This is a genomic window from Hyphomonas polymorpha PS728 (assembly GCF_000685315.1).
Taxonomy (GTDB): domain Bacteria; phylum Pseudomonadota; class Alphaproteobacteria; order Caulobacterales; family Hyphomonadaceae; genus Hyphomonas; species Hyphomonas polymorpha.
Genome location: NZ_ARYM01000001.1, coordinates 171,725 through 187,934, shown reverse-complemented (window position 1 = coordinate 187,934; position 16,210 = coordinate 171,725). Strand labels below are relative to the sequence as shown.

The window sequence follows — 16,210 nt, the reverse complement described above, 5'->3', positions numbered from 1 at the left end:
AGACCTCACCCACATGGTTTACAAGTCATAAAAAACCTATCGGCACAGTCCTGCCTTTGCAACCATGCCCGGCTGCTGCTAGCGGTCGGGTTCCATTATCGGCAGGTTTGTATGAGTATGCGCCGCGTGGGGACCAATCAGTGACAGAAGACGCCGGAAAAGACGCCGAAGAAACGCGCGCGCAGGAAACCAGCCCGGCCGCCGTGGATGCGACCGTCAACGTGACGTCACCGGTCAGCGGCGTCAGCGAAGCGATTACCGCCGGCGCATCCTTTCTGGTAACCGCCACCAACTGGCGGGCCAGGAAACTGCGCCGCGGCGTGAAGATCGAACTGCCCGCCTATCTCGGTGTCCAGTGCAGCTGGTTCATGGCGTTCGGGCTACAGCTTGTCCTCTTTCCGTACCTGATCACCGGGCGAAACCACCTGCATCTGGACGGCCTCGCGCTCGGTCTTGCCAATATGGCCCTGTCGGCCCCGTCAGTGGTGTTCCTTCTGATTGGCGGCGTGGTGGCAGAGCGCGCCGATGGCCGCCGCCTGCTCATCCTGCTTCATCTTCTCGCTGCGGTGCCATCCCTCTTTCTCGCTTTGGCTGTGTCACGCGGAGAGCTGAGCTATCTGGCAATGATCTTTTACGCGCTGGCCATCGGCACCATTGGCGCCTTCATGATGCCCGCGCGCGACGCCATCGTGAATGAAGTGGTCGAGCGGCGGATGCGCGTCGGCTCAAGCGTGACCCTGCAGCTGGGGGTGACGCTCGCCACCATGGCGCAGTTCCTCGCGCAGATCGGGGGGCTCGTCCTGGCCGGCTATGCCGACAAGGCGACCCGTATGCCGCCCTGGCTTGGCGGGTTCTCGGTCGGCCCGATTTCGGCCAGCACCCTGCTGATTGTTCAGGGCATCGCGCTGGCCTGCGGCGCAGGCTTTGCCCTCTTCATGGCCCGCGGGCGCCAGGTGCGCACAGGCCGCAAGGGGCTCGGCGCGGCTGTCGGAGACATCCTCGATGGCGTGAAAGCCGTGCGCAGCGATGCAAAGCTCTCGGCCATGACACTGCTGATGTTCGGTGTCGGCGTGTTCGTGATCGGGTCTTTCCTGGTCGTGCTGCCGATCATCAACCGGGATGTCTACCATTTCGGCTCGTCCGGTATCCGGGACATGTTCGTCACCTTCTGGATGGGCGCCTTTGCTTCATCCGTCGTGCTGGCGATCTTCCGCCGCATCAAGCGCCAGGGCCGCCTGCTGTTGACCGCCCAGTTCATCGCATCTGCCGGCATGATCCCGATGCTCTGGGTAGTGCCGCACTGGGCGTTCCTGATGATCGTGTTCATCTGGGGCAATGCGGCGGGCATCTCCATCGCCATGAGCCGGTCGATCGTCCAGGACGCAGCCCCAAAAGAGAAACTCGCGCGCGTCCTTTCCATTTACCAGCTTGGCTTCATGGCAGGGGCCCCTTTCGGCGCCGCGCTGATGGGGCTGCTGGTCGACCTTTTCGGCCCTCAGAAGATCGCCGTGGTGCCTGCCGGCGGCATGATCCTGCTGATCCTCTGGATGGTGTTCTTCACGCCTGTCTGGAACATGAAGGGGTCTGCCTGGGTCGCCCATCATGAAGGCGGCAAGTAGCAGGCGGGCAGGATGACAAGGCGCTGAAACTCGCCTAGCGATGGGCCCATGAGCCACATGCCCCGCGCCACGGTCCTGACCGGTAATATTGCCGATAATTGGAGGACGCTTGATGCCCTGCATCCGGGCGCAACCACGGCAGCTGTCGTCAAGGCAGATGCCTATGGTCTGGGCATCGCGCGGATTGCGCGCGCCCTGCGGATTGCCGGCTGCCAGACGTTCTTCGTGGCTTATCCGGAAGAAGGCGCCGCTGTCCGCAAGGCGGCCGGCAAGGCGGCCCGCATCTTTGTGCTGAACGGGCCCATGCCCGGCCGGGATCTCGCCCTTTACCGGGACGCAGATCTCACAGCCGTCCTTTCCAGCGAGGCCCATGTCCTCCTCTGGAACAATACCGTGCAGGGCTCCTGCGCCTTGCAGTTCAATACCGGGATGAACCGCCTCGGCCTGCCGACAGACCTGGGCGAGAAGGAACTGGCCGGCCTGCGGCGGCTGCAGCCGGTGCTGGTGATGAGCCATCTTGCCTGCGCCGATGAGCCGGACCATCCGATGAACGCGCAGCAGCGCAAGGCCTTCAACGAAGTGGCTGATGCCTTCCCTGACACCCCTGCCAGCCTTGCCAATTCCAATGGCTGCTATCTGGGCAAGAAGTTCGCTTACGACCTGACCCGCCCCGGCCTCGCCCTGTATGGCGGCACCCAGCCTCCGGCAGGGATCGATCTGAAGACCGCCGTGATCCTTGAGGCCAGCATTCTCTCGGTCTTCACCGGGCGCGCCGGCGGGCATGTCGGCTATGGCGCCACTCATACGCTGACCGAGGACCGCCTTCTGGCCACCTGCAGCCTTGGCTATGCCGATGGCATACCCCGCTCCGGCGGCGGCCAGATGACCGCCTGGCTGGGCGATCTGCCGTGCCCCGTCCTGGGGCGTATTTCGATGGATCTGATAACGATCGACATCACGGGCTGCACCAAACAACCGAAAATCGGCGAACGGGTTGAATTTCTGGGCGAGAACGCCAAACTCGAGGCGCAGGCATCTGCCTGTGGCACGCTGGGTTACGAACTGCTGACAGGCCTTGGCCCCAGAGTGCAACGTGTTTACCGCTGAGGCCTGACCATGCAGAATCCCTTTCAACTTATTGGCCGGGCTGTGCTTGGGCTGTTTGCCGAGATTGGCCGCCTTGCGGTGTTTTCCGCGCAGGTCATGGGCGCTGCCTTCACGCCCCGCTGGTATGGCGGCCAGATCCTCAGCCAGATGGTGAAGATCGGCTTCTACTCCCTGCCCGTGGTCGGCATGTCGGCCGTGTTCATCGGCGCGGCCCTCGCGCTCAACATCTATGAAGGCGGCAGCCGCTATGGCGCCGAACAGTTCGTGCCCAGCATCGTGGTGCTGGGTATCACCCGCGAACTTGGCGTCGTGATCACCGGCCTGATGCTGGCCGGCCGCGTGACCGCCGGTATCGCCGCCGAAATCGGCGCGATGCGGGTCACCGAACAGATCGACGCGCTGGAAACGCTCTCCGCCTCCCGCTTCCGCTACCTCTACGCCCCGCGCTTCATCGCGGCGCTGATCACCCTGCCCATGCTGGTGGCGCTGGCTGACGTGATCGGCGTCATGGGCGGCTGGCTCGTCAGCGTCTATGGCCTCGATTTCGATTCCACCGTCTACCTGCGCAACACGCTCGACTTCGTCACCCGGAACGACATTCTCGCCGGCCTCATCAAGGCAGTCGTCTTCGGCGGCGTGATCGCGGTCATGGGTTGCTATCAGGGCGACCGCAGCCAGGCAGGCGCCACCGGCGTTGGCCGCGCGGCCACGCTCTCGATGGTTGGCGCAGCGGTGCTGATCCTTGCCTTCAACTACATCATGTCCACCATCTTCGTGGAGATCGGCCTGTGACAGCTTCCCTGCTCAAACTTGAAGGCGTCGAGAAATCCTTCGGTCCCAAGAAGGTGCTGCGCGGCGTCGATATAGATGTCGCCCCTGGCCAGAGCCTCGTGATCATCGGCGGCTCGGGCTCAGGCAAATCCGTAATGCTGAAAAACGCGCTCGGCCTGATGTCTCCCGACGCTGGCCGCATCGTTTTCGATGGGCAGGACGTGACGAACGCCAAGGGCAAGACGCGCGAAGCCATGCGCGCGCGCATCGGCATGCTGTTCCAGGCGGGCGCGCTCTTTGACTCGCTCACCGTCTGGGAAAACGTCGCTTTCCGCCTGATCAATTCCGAAGGCATGAGCCGCAGGCAGGCCAAGGAACGCGCCATCGAGACGCTGAAGAAAGTGCGCCTCGGCGCCGATGTCGGCGGGCTTTATCCGGCAGAGATTTCCGGCGGCATGCAGAAGCGCGTCTCGCTCGCCCGCTCGATCATTTCCGAGCCAGACCTCATCTTCTTCGACGAGCCAACCACCGGCCTTGATCCGATCACGGCAGATGCCATCAACGACCTGATCCTCGAAATGGTCCGCGGCCTCGGCGCCGCCGCCGTGACGATCACCCATGATATGGCCAGCGCCACCAAGATCGCCGACGAAATCGCCATGCTGCTCGACGGCAAGATCATCTGGCGCGGCCCGGCGAAGGATGTGTATGCGAGCGGCAACGAATACGTAGACCAGTTCGTCAACGGACGAGCTGAAGGGCCGATCCAGCCGGCGATTTAGACAAACCGCGCAACACCCCGCCCCATCGCCAAGCACGCCGTGAGCAGATAGCCGCCCGTCGGCGCGTCCCAGGCCACCATTTCGCCCACACAATACGTACCCGGAATAGCCTTGAGCATAAGGCGCTCATCGAGCGCCTCCCAGGCGACGCCGCCGGCGGTAGAGATGGCAGTATCAATCGGGGCGGTGCCCGTCAGCGTGAGGGGCAGCGCCTTGATCAGGCGGGCGAGCGCGCCCGGCTCTCTCGGCGGCGCCCCGCGCGTCACCTCATTCACCAGCGCGGCCTTCACGCCGTCGAGCTTTGCCGCCTTCCTCAGGCGGTTTGACGCGGATTCCTTCGGGTTCACGCCGCCCAGTCTCGCCGCAAGCGTCCCTTCCTCCGTGTCCGGCAGAAGATCAACCAGCAGCGTCGCCGCGCCCCGGCCCGCCAGTTCCTGCCGGAGCGCCGCCGACAGCGGATAGACTGCGCCGCTCTCGATGCCCGCCTGCGTGATGACGAAATCCCCGCGCTGCGTCCGCCCGCCTGCGCTCAGCGCCACGCCCTTCACAGGCGCGCCTTCCTGCGCCGCCAGCATCCGCGCAGACCAATCCACCGTGAACCCGCAATTGGATGGCGCAAAGGGCTCGATCTCCACCCCGCGCGCGGCCAGAATGTCCGCCCACGCCCCATCCGATCCAAGGCGCGGCCAGCTTGCCCCGCCCAGCGCCAGAATGGTTGCGTCTGCCTCCACGCGCGTTTCGCCCTCAGGCGTATCGAAGACCAGCGCGCCGCGCTCACCCCAGCCTGTCCAGCGATGGCGCGTGTGCAGCGTGGCGCCGCCCTCGCCCAGCCGCGCCAGCCAGGCGCGCAGCAGAGGAGAAGCCTTCATACCGACGGGAAACACCCGGCCGGAAGAGCCCACATAGGTCTCAATGCCCAGCCCCTTCATCCAGGCGGCTATCTCCGCCGGGCCGAACGCCTCCACCATCGCCGCAAGCCGGCCGTCCGGCGCAGTATACCGGGAACGGAACACGCCCTCGTCTTCGGAATGGGTGATGTTGAGGCCGCTCTTGCCCGCCATCAGGAATTTACGCGCCGGGCTCGGCATCGCGTCATAGATCGCCACGCGCGCGCCGCGTTCCAGCGCCGCTTCCGCCGCCATCAGGCCCGCCGGCCCCGCCCCGATGATCGCAACCCGTTTCATCCCGTCCCTTTAGCGGGCGGGCGCAGGCGTGGCCAGCTAGTCGGCCGTTGGCGGCGCGGCGCACTGGCCGAGGATGGCCACAAGGGAGTAATCTTCTCCCCAGAATACGCCTTCGGCGAGGTCCCAGGCCGTTTCCGTCTGGTTCTCGATGTAGACTTCCGTTTCGGCGTCGAGTTCGCCCATGCCGAGCCCCATCTTGAGGGCCGCCTGCCGCTCCCATTGCGCTGAGGCGTCCCGCGCAGCGGCCTGGCTCAGCGCCGGATCAAGCTTCCCTAAAACCACCTCACCGAGCTCATCGTAGGCAAAGACTGACCAGACGTGCCAGAACGCCGCGCAGGTCCAATAATGGTTTGCGGTCACGGGCTTGTCGCTTGAGGCCTTGCCGTGGGCGAAGGCGCCATTGATGTTCGAAGAATCGTCAAACTCCGCCATCGCGGGCAGAGAGGTGGCGGCCAGAAGCGCGGCAACGGCGAGCGTGCGAATAATCATGGATGATCCCCTTTGGGCTATCTGTGCCCCCACAAAGCCGCGCTGAAAACCACCGGTTCAGGTGGGCTTGCTGTTTGCGCTGCCACGGGCGCACGCCTAGACTCCAGCGCTCTGAAATACCTGCTGGAACCGATTCCCCATGGCGAAACCGCCCACCTCTGCCTTCGTCTGCCAGAATTGCGGCGCCGTTTACGCCAAATGGGCCGGACGCTGTGAAGCCTGCGGGGAATGGAACACGCTGGTGGAAGAGGCCGTCTCCGCCCCGCCCGGCGCGCTGAAGGCAGAGAAAGCCGGCACAAAGCGCGGGCCGAAAGCCGAATTCATTGCCCTCGATGCGGAAACCGAAACGCCAAACCGCATCGTCATCGGCGTGGACGAACTCGACCGCGTGTTCGGCGGCGGCATCGTGCCGGCCTCTGCCACGCTGATCGGCGGTGACCCCGGCATCGGTAAATCCACGCTCCTGCTGCAAGCGGCTGCGCGCCTTGCCCGCAATGGCGTGAAGACAGTCTATGTCTCCGGCGAGGAAGCCGCCGCCCAGATCCAGGAACGGGCAAAGCGCCTGAAGGTCGCCAACTCCCCCGTCCAACTCGCCACCGAGACAGACCTGCGCAAGATCCTCGCCGCGCTGAAAGAGGCCTCACCCGATTTCGTGGTGATCGACTCGATCCAAACGCTCTGGTCCGACAGCCTGGAAGCGGCCCCCGGTTCGGTCGCGCAGGTCCGCGCCTGCGCGCAGGAACTGGTGCGCTGGGCGAAGAAGTCCGGCGCCGCGCTCGTGCTCGTTGGCCATGTCACCAAGGAGGGCACCATCGCCGGCCCCCGCGTGGTGGAACACCTCGTCGATGCCGTCTTCTATTTTGAAGGCGAGCGCGGCCACCAGTTCCGCATCCTGCGCGCGGTGAAGAACCGCTTCGGCCCGACGGACGAAATCGGCATCTTCGAGATGCATCAGTATGGCCTCGCCCCGGCCAAGGAGCCGTCTGCCCTCTTCCTCTCGGCCGAAGATGAAGGCAGCGGCGGCACAGCGGTGTTCGCCGCCATGGAGGGGTCCCGCCCCGTGCTGGCCGAGGTTCAGGCGCTCGTCGCCAAAAGCCCCTTCGGAACGCCGCGGCGCAGCGTGATCGGCTTCGACTCCGGCCGCCTCGCCATGCTGATGGCGGTGCTGGAGACGCGCTGCGGGGTGAATTTCGCCGGAATGGATGTCTATCTCTCGGTCGCAGGTGGCTACCGGATCAACGAGCCGGCAGGCGATCTTGCCGCCGCCGCCGCCCTGCTTTCCTCACTCGCTGGAAACCCTGTTCCGAAGCGTTCGGTCTTCTTCGGCGAAATCGCGCTTTCTGGCGCCGTCAGGCCAGCGCCGCGCATGGATCAGCGCCTCAAGGAGGCCGCCCGGCTGGGCTTCCGCACCGCTTTTGTGCCTGAGGGCGCACCTTCAGCAGAGAGCGGCTTGACGGTGACGCCGATTGCAAGGCTTATCGCGCTCGTCGACTTACTCGCGCCGGACGCGCCTGATGCTTGAAAACATTTCAGCTTTTGACGGCATCGTCGTCGGTGTGATCATCGTTTCGGCGATCATGGCCTTTGCGCGCGGCTTCCTCCGGGAACTGGCCACGCTCGGCGCCTTCATCGGCGCGCTGGCAGCAGCCTACTATGCCCGCAAATTCTTCAGCACGACGGTCGCCGGCCTGCTGCCGGAAGGCAGCCACCCGCTGGCGCCCGACATCATCCTCGTCGTCTCCGCCTTTCTGATCGTCTATGTGATCGTGGCCTGGTTTGGTCAAAGCCTGTCAAAATCGATCATGACCAATGGCGAAATCGGTCTGTTCGATCATATCGCCGGCCTCGTCTTCGGTATTTTCCGCGGCTTCATTGCGCTGGTCTTTTTTGCCGTGCTGCTCAACGTCGCCGTCGAGCATGACCGCGTGCCCCCCTTCATCTCCGAAAGCTTCAGCTATCCCTATCTTGAGCAGATTGCCGACAGGGTGACCGGAGAGGCCGAAGAAGCCAGCCGTGAAATCAGTGCCCAGCGCCAGCCATAATCGCGCTGCTTGCCAGGCGGGCCGGGCCAGCTAGTCTCTGCTCCAGCACTTTTTCGGGGGACACGATATGAAGCCGTTCTGCATGCCGGCCCTTGCCCGCCACCTGCTCCTTGCCGGCGCTGCGTCCGCCCTGCTCGCCGCCTGCGCGACCCAGCCAGCCCCGCCGCCACCGGCAGAGCCCCCGGCGCAGCGGCAAAGCGTGACCGACACGCTGAAGGCCCATGCCATCCCGGTCGCGGCGCTGAAGCCCGAGGATCCCGGGATCGCCGCGCTCGCACGCGCGGTGTCAGGCGCCCAACTCGTCAGTTTTGCGAGCGGCTGGTCAGCGTCGCAGGAAGACGAGGATCTCAAAGGCGCGCTCACCGAGGCTCTTGTCCACTCCGGCCGACTGGGGCTGCTGGTGCTGGATGTGTCCTGCGACGGCGCGGAGGTGCTGAACGGCTACGCCAGCGGCAACGCCACAAGCATGCTGGCTGCCGACGTGGTCAGGTCCGCGCCGATTGAGCAGAGCCAGAAAACCGCAGCTCTGGCAGACATCCTCACGGTGCTGCGCGGATGGAACGCCGTAAACCCGGACCGCCCTGTGCAGGTGTCGGGCAAGCATTGCAAGGCCGCAGCCAGCGCCGATCCGGAACGGGTGTCAGTCTTCTGGGGCCTCGATCAATTGCCGGCCCATACCGGAGAGAAAGATCTCGCCGCCGCGGCCCTGCAATATGGTGAGCCGTCCGGAAACCATGTCTGGCTGGTGCAGACCGATGATGAAGGGCTTTCCGGCATCCTTCCAGCTTCCGGCTGGATTGACCTGCGTGCCCTTCCCGGCACCTCAGACGTTGTGACCTGGCGGCAGGACCGGGCAGTTACCGAGCCCCTTCTCCGGCCGCAACATCCCTCGTCTGCGGACATTCTTTTCCGGCATGCCGGGCGCACCCCATCAGCCCCGCTCTGAGACACGCGCTGTGATTTGATGACAAGAATGTCACTGCCGGGCTTTCGCCCGCAGAAGAACCAGCCTATATCCCCGCCTAGGCATAGGCCCCCACCAGCAAAGCCGGAACGTCCGATGGTCTTTTTCGATCATGATGACGATAAACCCCGCGAAGAATGCGGCGTTTTCGGAGTCTTTGGCAGCCTTGAAGCAAGTCTGCTGACAGCCCTGGGGCTTCACGCCCTGCAACACCGAGGACAGGAAGCGGCCGGCATCGTCAGCTTTGACGGCAAGCGATTCTCCTCCGAGCGCCATATGGGCCTCGTCGGTGAGAGCTTCGGCGGAGACCTTCGCCAGCGCCTTCCCGGCCACGCCGCCATCGGCCACAACCGGTACTCCACGCAGGGCCGCCCCATGGCCCGCAATATTCAGCCGATCTTTGCAGACCTTGATACCGGCGGCTTCGCCGTGGCGCATAACGGCAACCTGACCAATGCCCGCATCCTGCGTCAGGAACTCGTCCGCAATGGCGCCATCTTCCAGTCCACGATGGACACCGAAGTCATCCTTCACCTTGTCGCCCGCAGCCCGAAGAAACGCTTTGTCGAGCGCCTCGTCGATGCAATGCACCAGATCGAAGGCGGCTATGCCCTTGTCGGCATCACCGGCAAGAAACTGATCGGCGCACGTGATCCCATCGGCCTGCGCCCGCTGATCCTCGGCCGTCACGGCAAATCCTATGTCCTCGCCTCGGAAACCTGCGCGCTGGATATCATCGGGGCCGAGTTTGTCCGCGAGATCGAAAACGGCGAAGTTGTCGTCATCAGCGAGGAAGGCATCGAATCGATCCGCGCCTTCCCGCCGCGCCCGCCCAGCCCGTGCATCTTCGAATATGTCTATTTCGCCCGCCCGGACAGCTTCATCCAGGGCCGCTCGGTCTATGAAGTGCGCCGCCGCATGGGCCAGCAGCTGGCTGCCGAAACGCCTGCCGATGCCGATGTGATCGTGCCCGTGCCCGATTCCGGTGTTCCGGCTGCCCTCGGCTTTTCGGAGGCTTCCGGCATCCCGTTCCAGATGGGTATTATCCGGAACCATTATGTCGGCCGAACCTTCATCCAGCCGACCCAGACGGGCCGGCAGACCGCCATCTCGAAAAAGCACAGCCCCAACCGCGCCGTGCTTGAAGGCAAGCGCGTGATCCTCGTCGACGACTCCATCGTGCGTGGCAACACGTCGAAAAAGATCGTCCAGATGGTGCGCGAAGCCGGTGCCCGCGAGATCCACTTCCGCTCGGCCAGCCCGCCGATCGTGAACCCGGATTTCTATGGCATCGACATGGCTGCCAAATCCGAACTCTTCGCGGCCATCCATACCCATGAGGAAATGGTCCGTGAGCTGAAGGTGGAAAGCCTTGGCTTCCTGTCGGTGCCCGGCCTCTACAAGGCCATCGGCGAACCGGTGCGCGACGGTATGCAGCCGCAATTCGCGGACCACTGCTTCACCGGCGAATATCCCACCCCGCTGGCCGACCATCAGCGCGACCAGGCGGACAAAGAGCGTCAGCTCTCCCTGCTGGACGATGTGTAAGCCTCGCGCTAAAGCCGCGCGATGACAACCAAACCCCGTCTCGTTCTCGTCACCGGCGCCTCGCGCGGCATCGGCCGCGCCGTCAGCCTTGAGCTTGCCCGCCAGGGCAATATCGTCATCGCCATTGCCCGCTCCAAGGCGGCCCTGGAAAAGCTCGATGATGAAATCCGGAAGCTCGGCTCTGAAGCCGTACTCGTGCCAATGGATCTCAAAGACACCAAAGGGATCGAGACCCTCGGCAAGATCATCGCCGAGAAGTTCGGCAAGCTCGACGGGTTCGTCGCCAATGCCGGCCTGCTGGGGACGCTTGGCCCGCTGGAAACCTGCGGCCCGCGCAGCTTTGAGGAAACCATCCAGGTGAACCTCACGGCCAATGCCCACCTCATCCGAGCGCTCAGCCCCTCTCTTCACCGCTCTGAAAACCCGCGCGCCGTCTTCATCACCTCCGGGGTCGTCCCGCGTCCGCGCGCTTTCTGGGGGCCCTATCAAGCCTCCAAGGCAGGCCTGGAAGCCCTCGTCAAAGCCTGGGCCGATGAGAGCGAAAAGATGCCGCTGCGGGTGAACCTGTTCGACCCCGGCGCCGTGCGCACCGGCATGCGCGCCGAAGCCATGCCCGGCGAAGACCCGATGACCCTGCCCACACCGGAAGAGGTTGCCAAGGAGCTCGTGAAGCTGGTTTCTCCGGAAGAGACCCGCACCGGCGCCCGTGTCGTCTACCGAGAGATCGCGGTCAACTGAGCCTACTTCGCCGGGGCGCCCGCCAGCGCCTTTGCCTCGGCTGCTTCCGCCATTGCCACGGCAGCCACCGCGCCGTGCGCGGGCACAGGGCTGCGCGCAAGGCCAAGGCAAGCCGCGTAGAAGCCTTCATCCGCCGCGCCCAGCGGGTCAGGCAGGTCAGCGGCAATATCTACGCGCACTTCATAAGGCGTCGTGTTCTTCAGGCGCCGCGTCAGGAAGTCGATGTCGATTTCGCCGGACGGATAGACCACGCGCATCGTGCGCTCGCGGAACTCGGCCGCGCGGCTGGCGCGCAGTTTCGCCTTCCCGCCGCTGGCATAATCGAACACCGCTTCGGCCTCGTCGATATGCGCCGAATGCACCTTTCGGCCGGTCGCCTCGACATGGGTGAACTCCCGGCCGAGCATCATGGCGGCCAGGTCCAGGTCATGGATCATGAGATCCCAGATCACCGACACGTCTCCGGCGCGGCCACCCGGCGCGGGCGGACCGGAGCGGACCGACTCGATCAGCAGCGGCGTTTCCTTGATGGCGAGCACGCCCATGGCCATCGCCACGAAGCGTTCCTGATGGCCCACCTGCAGAATGCGGCCCCGGGCGGCAGCTTCATCGGCAAGATCACGCGCGGCAATGCCCGTCAGCGCGAGAGGTTTCTCCACCAGCACATGGCAATGTGCCTCGATGGCCTGGCGGGTGAGCGGCTCATGCCAGACTGCAGGCACAGCGATCACAACTGCGTCGCACTGGCCTAGGAATTCGGCATAATCGGAATAGCCCTGCGCGCCGAAAGTATCGGCCAGTTTCTGGGCGCGGGCGAGGTCCACATCGAAGATACCGACAAGGTCTGCGCGTGCCGAAGCGGCGGCTTTCTGTGCGTGATAGTTTCCGAAGACGCCGGCGCCTGCAACGCCCACCCTGAGCCTGGTCATTCCTGCCCTGATCCTTTTTTCTGGGCCGACATGACATGTGCCGGGGCGCCTCGGCAACCCTTGGCCTCAGGCCGGGACTGCTGCGCGGACGCGGGAATCTTCGATACACCCCCTTCACATACCGGGTCTGCCGGGTCATCTGGAGGGGACTATGCCGGACACATCCGGGACAAAACCGGACAATTCCGGACACAAAAATCACAAGGGAAGGAACTGCCATGTCCAAGCTCACCTCCACTGATTGGAGCCTCGCCGCCCGCCCCGTGGGCATGCCGAAGCTGTCCGACTTTGCCAGCCGCCAGGTGGAGGTCGCCGACCCGCAGCCCGGCGAAATCCAGGTGGTGAACACATGGATGTCGGTCGATCCCTACATGCGCGGCCGGATGTATGACCGGGAGAGCTATGTGCCGCCCTTCCAGATCGGCGAGACGCTGCAGGGCGGCGCGGTCGGCCGGGTGACGGCGTCCGCCCATCCCGATTTCAAGACGGGCGATCTTGTCTCCTCCATGCTCGGCTGGCGCACAGCCTGGGTGGCCGCGCCGCAGGCCGCCATGGTGCAGAAGCTGCCGAATACCGGCCTGCCCGAGAGCGCCTATCTGGGCGTGGCCGGCATGCCGGGCCTGACGGCCTATGCCGGTCTCTTGCGCGTGGGGGAACTCAAGGAAGGCGATACCGTATTTGTCTCCGGCGCGGCGGGCGCAGTGGGCTCCACGGTTGTCCAGATCGCCAAGATCAAGGGCTGTACCGTCATCGGCTCTGCCGGCGGGGCGGAGAAGTGCGCCTTCGTCAAATCGCTCGGCGCCGATCATGTGATCGATTACAAACAGGCGCAGGGCTTTGACGGCCTCACCGCAGCGCTGAAGGCGGTCGCCCCCAAAGGCATCGACGTCTATTTCGACAATGTCGGCGGCGACCATCTGGCCGCGGCGATTGTGGCTGCCCGCCCCTTCGCGCGCCTCGCCCTTTGCGGGATGATCGCGCAGTATAACGAGACCGGCAAACCCGAAGGCCCGCACAACATCATCCAGGCCGTCGGCAAGCAGTTGAAGCTTCAGGGCTTTATCGTCTCGTCACATGCGGATATGACCCCCGCCTTCCACGCCGACATGGCCAAATGGATTGCCGGCGGGAAAATGAAATATGAGGAAACCGTGATGAACGGGATCGAGAAAGCGCCCGACGCTTTCCTCGGCCTCTTCACCGGCGCAAACACCGGCAAGATGCTGGTAAAACTGGGATAGACATGGCTGCTCTTTTTGACGCCTACATCATGGTTGACTGGAGCGCGGCAGCCAAGCCGTCGCTCGGCGCCAATTCGATCTGGATCGGCATTCTGGCGAAGGATGCGCGTCTCAAGCTGCAATATCGCGGCGTGAACATCGACACGCGCCTGAAGGCCCGCGCCTTTCTCGAGGACATGGTCGCCAAGCTGACCAAGCGCGGCGACAAGGTGCTGATCGGCTTCGACTTTGCCCTCGGCTTTCCGGCGGGCACTGCGGCGGCGCTGGGCCTCGACACGTCGGCCCAGGCCCCGTGGCAGGCGACCTATGCCCATCTTGCCAGCAAGCTGAAGGACAAACCGGACAATTCCAACGCCCGCTATGCCATCGCGGCGGGTCTCAACTATGCGATCTCCAAAAGCGCCTTCCCCTTCTGGGGCGCGCCGGCACGCGATGTCGTCTCCACCCTTTCGGCCACCCGGCCCGATTATGAGGGCGGCGTGTTGCCGGAATACCGGATCTGCGAGAGCTACCTTAAAGAGAAAAAGATCGGCCAGCCGAAATCGGTCTGGCAGCTCGCCTATACCGGCTCGGTAGGCAGCCAGACGCTGACAGGCATCCCGCACGTCCATGCCCTGCGGCAGGCCTGGCCCACATCCCGCATCTGGCCGTTCGAACTCGGCACAGAGCCCCTTACCGCAGAGGCGCTCGAGGGAATCGACGTGGTTATGGCGGAGATCTACCCCGCGCTGGTGAAGGCCAAACCGGAAAAAGGTGAGGTTGCTGACGAAGCGCAGGTTCGCGGAATCGCCCGCCACTACGCCGATCTGGACGAAAAAGGGCTCCTGGCAGCGGCTTTTTCCACAGCCAAATCATTTTCCCCTGAACAAAACCGGCACATCACCGAAGAAGAGGGCTGGATTCTCGGCGTTTAGCCCGTGTTTATAGGGCGCTCGACGTATTCACGGGCTACGAATCGTGGGTAAGTCGGCCCAATGGCGTGCAAACGTCATTTAACCTAGAGGAGAACCCCTATGAACAAGGGTGAACTGACCAAAGCGGTGGCAGCAGCTTCCGGCCTGTCGCAGAGCGACGCTGGCAAAGCCGTCGACGCTCTTTTTGACACCGTCGCTTCGGCAGTGAAGTCACGCCAGCAGGTTGCAATTGCCGGCTTTGGCACTTTCTCGGCCAAGACCCGGAATGCGCGCGAAGGCCGCAACCCGGCAACCAAAGAAACCATCAAGATCCCCGAGAAAACCTCTCTTGCTTTCAAACCGGCATCGGCTCTGAAAGACATCTAAGGTTCCGGCCCCCACGGGAGCCTTTCCGGATCAGGCGGCGCGTTCCACACCGGGGCGCGCCGCTTTCCATTCCAGCAGGATCACCTGCGCCGTACCGGCCGCGAAGACGCCGATGAACGCCCCCTCCAGCACGCCTGAAGCGCCCCGCCCCAGCGGAATGGCCAGCCAGTAGCAGACCGGGATCATCACCACGAAGAATGAACCAAGATGGATGGCGCTGGGCAGCCAGACCATGCCCTGCGCGCGCAAGGCAAAGGAGGCCGTCGCCTGCAGCCCGTCAAACACCGTGGCCGCCGCCGCCAGCCACAGCAGCGCGGCAATGGCCGGCGCAATGGCAATGCCGCCGATAACAGCGTCCTCGCGCACCAGCAGCCGCGAGATCGGCCCGGCGAGGCTGATCAGCAGCACGCCAAGCAGCACCCCCATCACCAGCGTGGCGACCACGCCCAACCGGCCGGCATTGCGCACCTCTTCCGGATTGCCCCGGCCGATGGCCTCTGCCACGCGCACGGAGGTGGCCGTGGCGATGCCGAGATAGAACATGAAGCACACGCCCATCACCTGCACCGAATAGCCATAGACGGCATTGGCCGCGATGGAGACCCAGGTGGCGATGATGAAGGTGACGTTGAAGCCGCCCCATTCGGCGATGTTGGAAATGGCTGTGCCCGAGCCCACCGAAAGCTGGCGGCGGGCTTCCCCCTTCTCCGCCTCCGGCGAGCGGCGGAAGCCGGGGGTGAGCGCGGCCACGAAGATCAGCATGACAACGGCGATCAGCCAACGCGTGATGGTGGTGGCCCAGGCCACGCCCTCAGCCCCCATCTGCGGGAAGCCCCACCAGCCGGCAACCAGCGCCAGGTTGGCCACAAGGTTAATCGCCACGCCCGCATACATCACGATGGTAACGAGCAGCGGACGGCGCAGCGCCTCAAGATAATACGAACAGGCCTGCGAGATCATGTGCCCGCCAAGCCCGAAGGCGAGGATGCGGGTGACCGCCGCGGTGGACGCGGCAACCACTTCAGGCGAGGCGGTCGCAGCCGCTTCCTCGCTGGCCGGGGCGATGGTGACGAAGACCCAATGGAAGAAGGGATCGGCAAAGGGCACCAGCGCCACCGTCAGCACCACGCCCAACAGGATGGCCCACCACAGCCCACGCCGGAAGACCCGGCCAGACCCAGCCGCCCGGCCCGTGCCCAGCATTTCGGAGGTAAGCACCTGAACACCCAGCAGGATGCCGATGCCAAAGCCCAGCGACACGCCGATTGGCAGCCAGGCAGAGAGCACATAAGCCAGCTCGCCCGGCGCATACTGGCCGAGCACGATGGCATCTGTCAGGCCCATGAGCATCATGGCCATACGGCTGACGGCGATAGGCACCGACAGCCGGATCAGATCTGCAATATCCTTTGCCCGCGCCCAGGCGGGCAGGCGCGACGTCGCCGCCATGACTGCCCTCCCTTTGATCTTATCCAGGCCTCTGCCTGATTTCTGAGCAGCCGGGCGTGATGCCCGA

The 16,210-nt window shown here is 64.4% G+C and carries 16 protein-coding genes; 12 read left to right on the top strand and 4 right to left on the bottom strand.

Translation table 11 applies throughout. The annotated features are described in order from the left end of the window. The first annotated feature begins 140 nt into the window (after positions 1–140). From HPO_RS00950 to HPO_RS00935, 4 genes are read left to right on the top strand one after another with little or no spacing between them, the layout of a single operon-like run. Positions 141–1,619 (top strand): MFS transporter, encoded by a 1,479-nt coding sequence (locus HPO_RS00950; RefSeq protein WP_233349249.1) that lies wholly within the window; start codon positions 141–143, stop codon positions 1,617–1,619. Positions 1,620–1,667: 48 nt separating this feature from the next. Beyond that, positions 1,668–2,726, top strand: coding sequence for an alanine racemase (alr, locus tag HPO_RS00945; RefSeq protein WP_084324081.1), 1,059 nt, complete (start codon positions 1,668–1,670; stop codon positions 2,724–2,726). 9 nt (positions 2,727–2,735) lie between these two features. After that, positions 2,736–3,518 carry an MlaE family ABC transporter permease gene (locus HPO_RS00940; protein ID WP_035593350.1) on the top strand — a complete coding sequence of 261 codons (783 nt, stop codon included), beginning with the start codon at positions 2,736–2,738 and terminating at the stop codon, positions 3,516–3,518. Then, the gene (locus HPO_RS00935) at positions 3,515–4,279 is read left to right on the top strand and encodes an ABC transporter ATP-binding protein (protein ID WP_035593348.1); all 765 of its coding nucleotides are present in this window, start codon (positions 3,515–3,517) and stop codon (positions 4,277–4,279) included. The genes HPO_RS00940 and HPO_RS00935 overlap by 4 nt, the downstream gene beginning before the upstream one ends. Here the strand turns inward: HPO_RS00935 and HPO_RS00930 are convergent. Together HPO_RS00930 and HPO_RS00925 are read right to left on the bottom strand one after the other, a co-directional pair. Next, positions 4,276–5,463, bottom strand: a complete 1,188-nt coding sequence (locus tag HPO_RS00930) for a TIGR03862 family flavoprotein (RefSeq protein ID WP_035593346.1) — start codon at positions 5,461–5,463, stop codon at positions 4,276–4,278. The genes HPO_RS00935 and HPO_RS00930 overlap by 4 nt on opposite strands. Positions 5,464–5,499: 36 nt before the next feature. Continuing rightward, positions 5,500–5,952 (bottom strand): hypothetical protein, encoded by a 453-nt coding sequence (locus tag HPO_RS00925; protein ID WP_035593344.1) that lies wholly within the window; start codon positions 5,950–5,952, stop codon positions 5,500–5,502. A 139-nt stretch (positions 5,953–6,091) separates the two neighbouring features. Between HPO_RS00925 and radA the strand changes: the two genes are divergently transcribed. The 5 genes from radA (at position 6,092) to HPO_RS00900 (ending at position 11,244) form a co-directional block, all read left to right on the top strand. Next, positions 6,092–7,474 carry a DNA repair protein RadA gene (gene radA, locus HPO_RS00920; RefSeq protein ID WP_035593342.1) on the top strand — a complete coding sequence of 461 codons (1,383 nt, stop codon included), beginning with the start codon at positions 6,092–6,094 and terminating at the stop codon, positions 7,472–7,474. After that, the gene (locus HPO_RS00915) at positions 7,467–7,994 is read left to right on the top strand and encodes a CvpA family protein (RefSeq protein WP_035593340.1); all 528 of its coding nucleotides are present in this window, start codon (positions 7,467–7,469) and stop codon (positions 7,992–7,994) included. Before radA ends, HPO_RS00915 begins: the two co-directional genes overlap by 8 nt. 67 nt (positions 7,995–8,061) lie before the next feature. Continuing rightward, positions 8,062–8,940: a hypothetical protein gene (locus HPO_RS00910; RefSeq protein WP_157532585.1), complete on the top strand. Its 879-nt coding sequence runs from the start codon at positions 8,062–8,064 to the stop codon at positions 8,938–8,940. 114 nt (positions 8,941–9,054) lie between these two features. Next, positions 9,055–10,506 carry an amidophosphoribosyltransferase gene (gene purF / locus HPO_RS00905; RefSeq protein WP_035593336.1) on the top strand — a complete coding sequence of 484 codons (1,452 nt, stop codon included), beginning with the start codon at positions 9,055–9,057 and terminating at the stop codon, positions 10,504–10,506. A 21-nt stretch (positions 10,507–10,527) separates the two neighbouring features. Next, positions 10,528–11,244, top strand: a complete 717-nt coding sequence (locus tag HPO_RS00900) for an SDR family NAD(P)-dependent oxidoreductase (RefSeq protein ID WP_035593334.1) — start codon at positions 10,528–10,530, stop codon at positions 11,242–11,244. Positions 11,245–11,246: 2 nt separating this feature from the next. On the opposite strand, the gene HPO_RS00895 is transcribed toward HPO_RS00900, so the two are convergent. Further along, complete coding sequence (locus HPO_RS00895; protein WP_035593332.1) at positions 11,247–12,173, bottom strand: Gfo/Idh/MocA family protein; 927 nt, start codon at positions 12,171–12,173, stop codon at positions 11,247–11,249. Between the two features lie 218 nt (positions 12,174–12,391). Between HPO_RS00895 and HPO_RS00890 the strand changes: the two genes are divergently transcribed. The 3 genes from HPO_RS00890 (at position 12,392) to HPO_RS00880 (ending at position 14,694) form a co-directional block, all read left to right on the top strand. Further along, positions 12,392–13,414 (top strand): NADP-dependent oxidoreductase, encoded by a 1,023-nt coding sequence (locus tag HPO_RS00890; protein ID WP_035593329.1) that lies wholly within the window; start codon positions 12,392–12,394, stop codon positions 13,412–13,414. Positions 13,415–13,416: 2 nt separating this feature from the next. Continuing rightward, positions 13,417–14,328, top strand: a complete 912-nt coding sequence (locus HPO_RS00885) for a hypothetical protein (RefSeq protein WP_035593327.1) — start codon at positions 13,417–13,419, stop codon at positions 14,326–14,328. Between the two features lie 99 nt (positions 14,329–14,427). Beyond that, positions 14,428–14,694 carry an HU family DNA-binding protein gene (locus HPO_RS00880; RefSeq protein ID WP_035593325.1) on the top strand — a complete coding sequence of 89 codons (267 nt, stop codon included), beginning with the start codon at positions 14,428–14,430 and terminating at the stop codon, positions 14,692–14,694. Between the two features lie 30 nt (positions 14,695–14,724). Here the strand turns inward: HPO_RS00880 and HPO_RS00875 are convergent, their stop codons facing one another. Beyond that, a complete protein-coding gene (locus HPO_RS00875; RefSeq protein WP_035593323.1) occupies positions 14,725–16,143 on the bottom strand; it encodes an MATE family efflux transporter in 1,419 nt (472 codons plus the stop codon). Between the last annotated feature and the right edge of the window lie 67 nt (positions 16,144–16,210).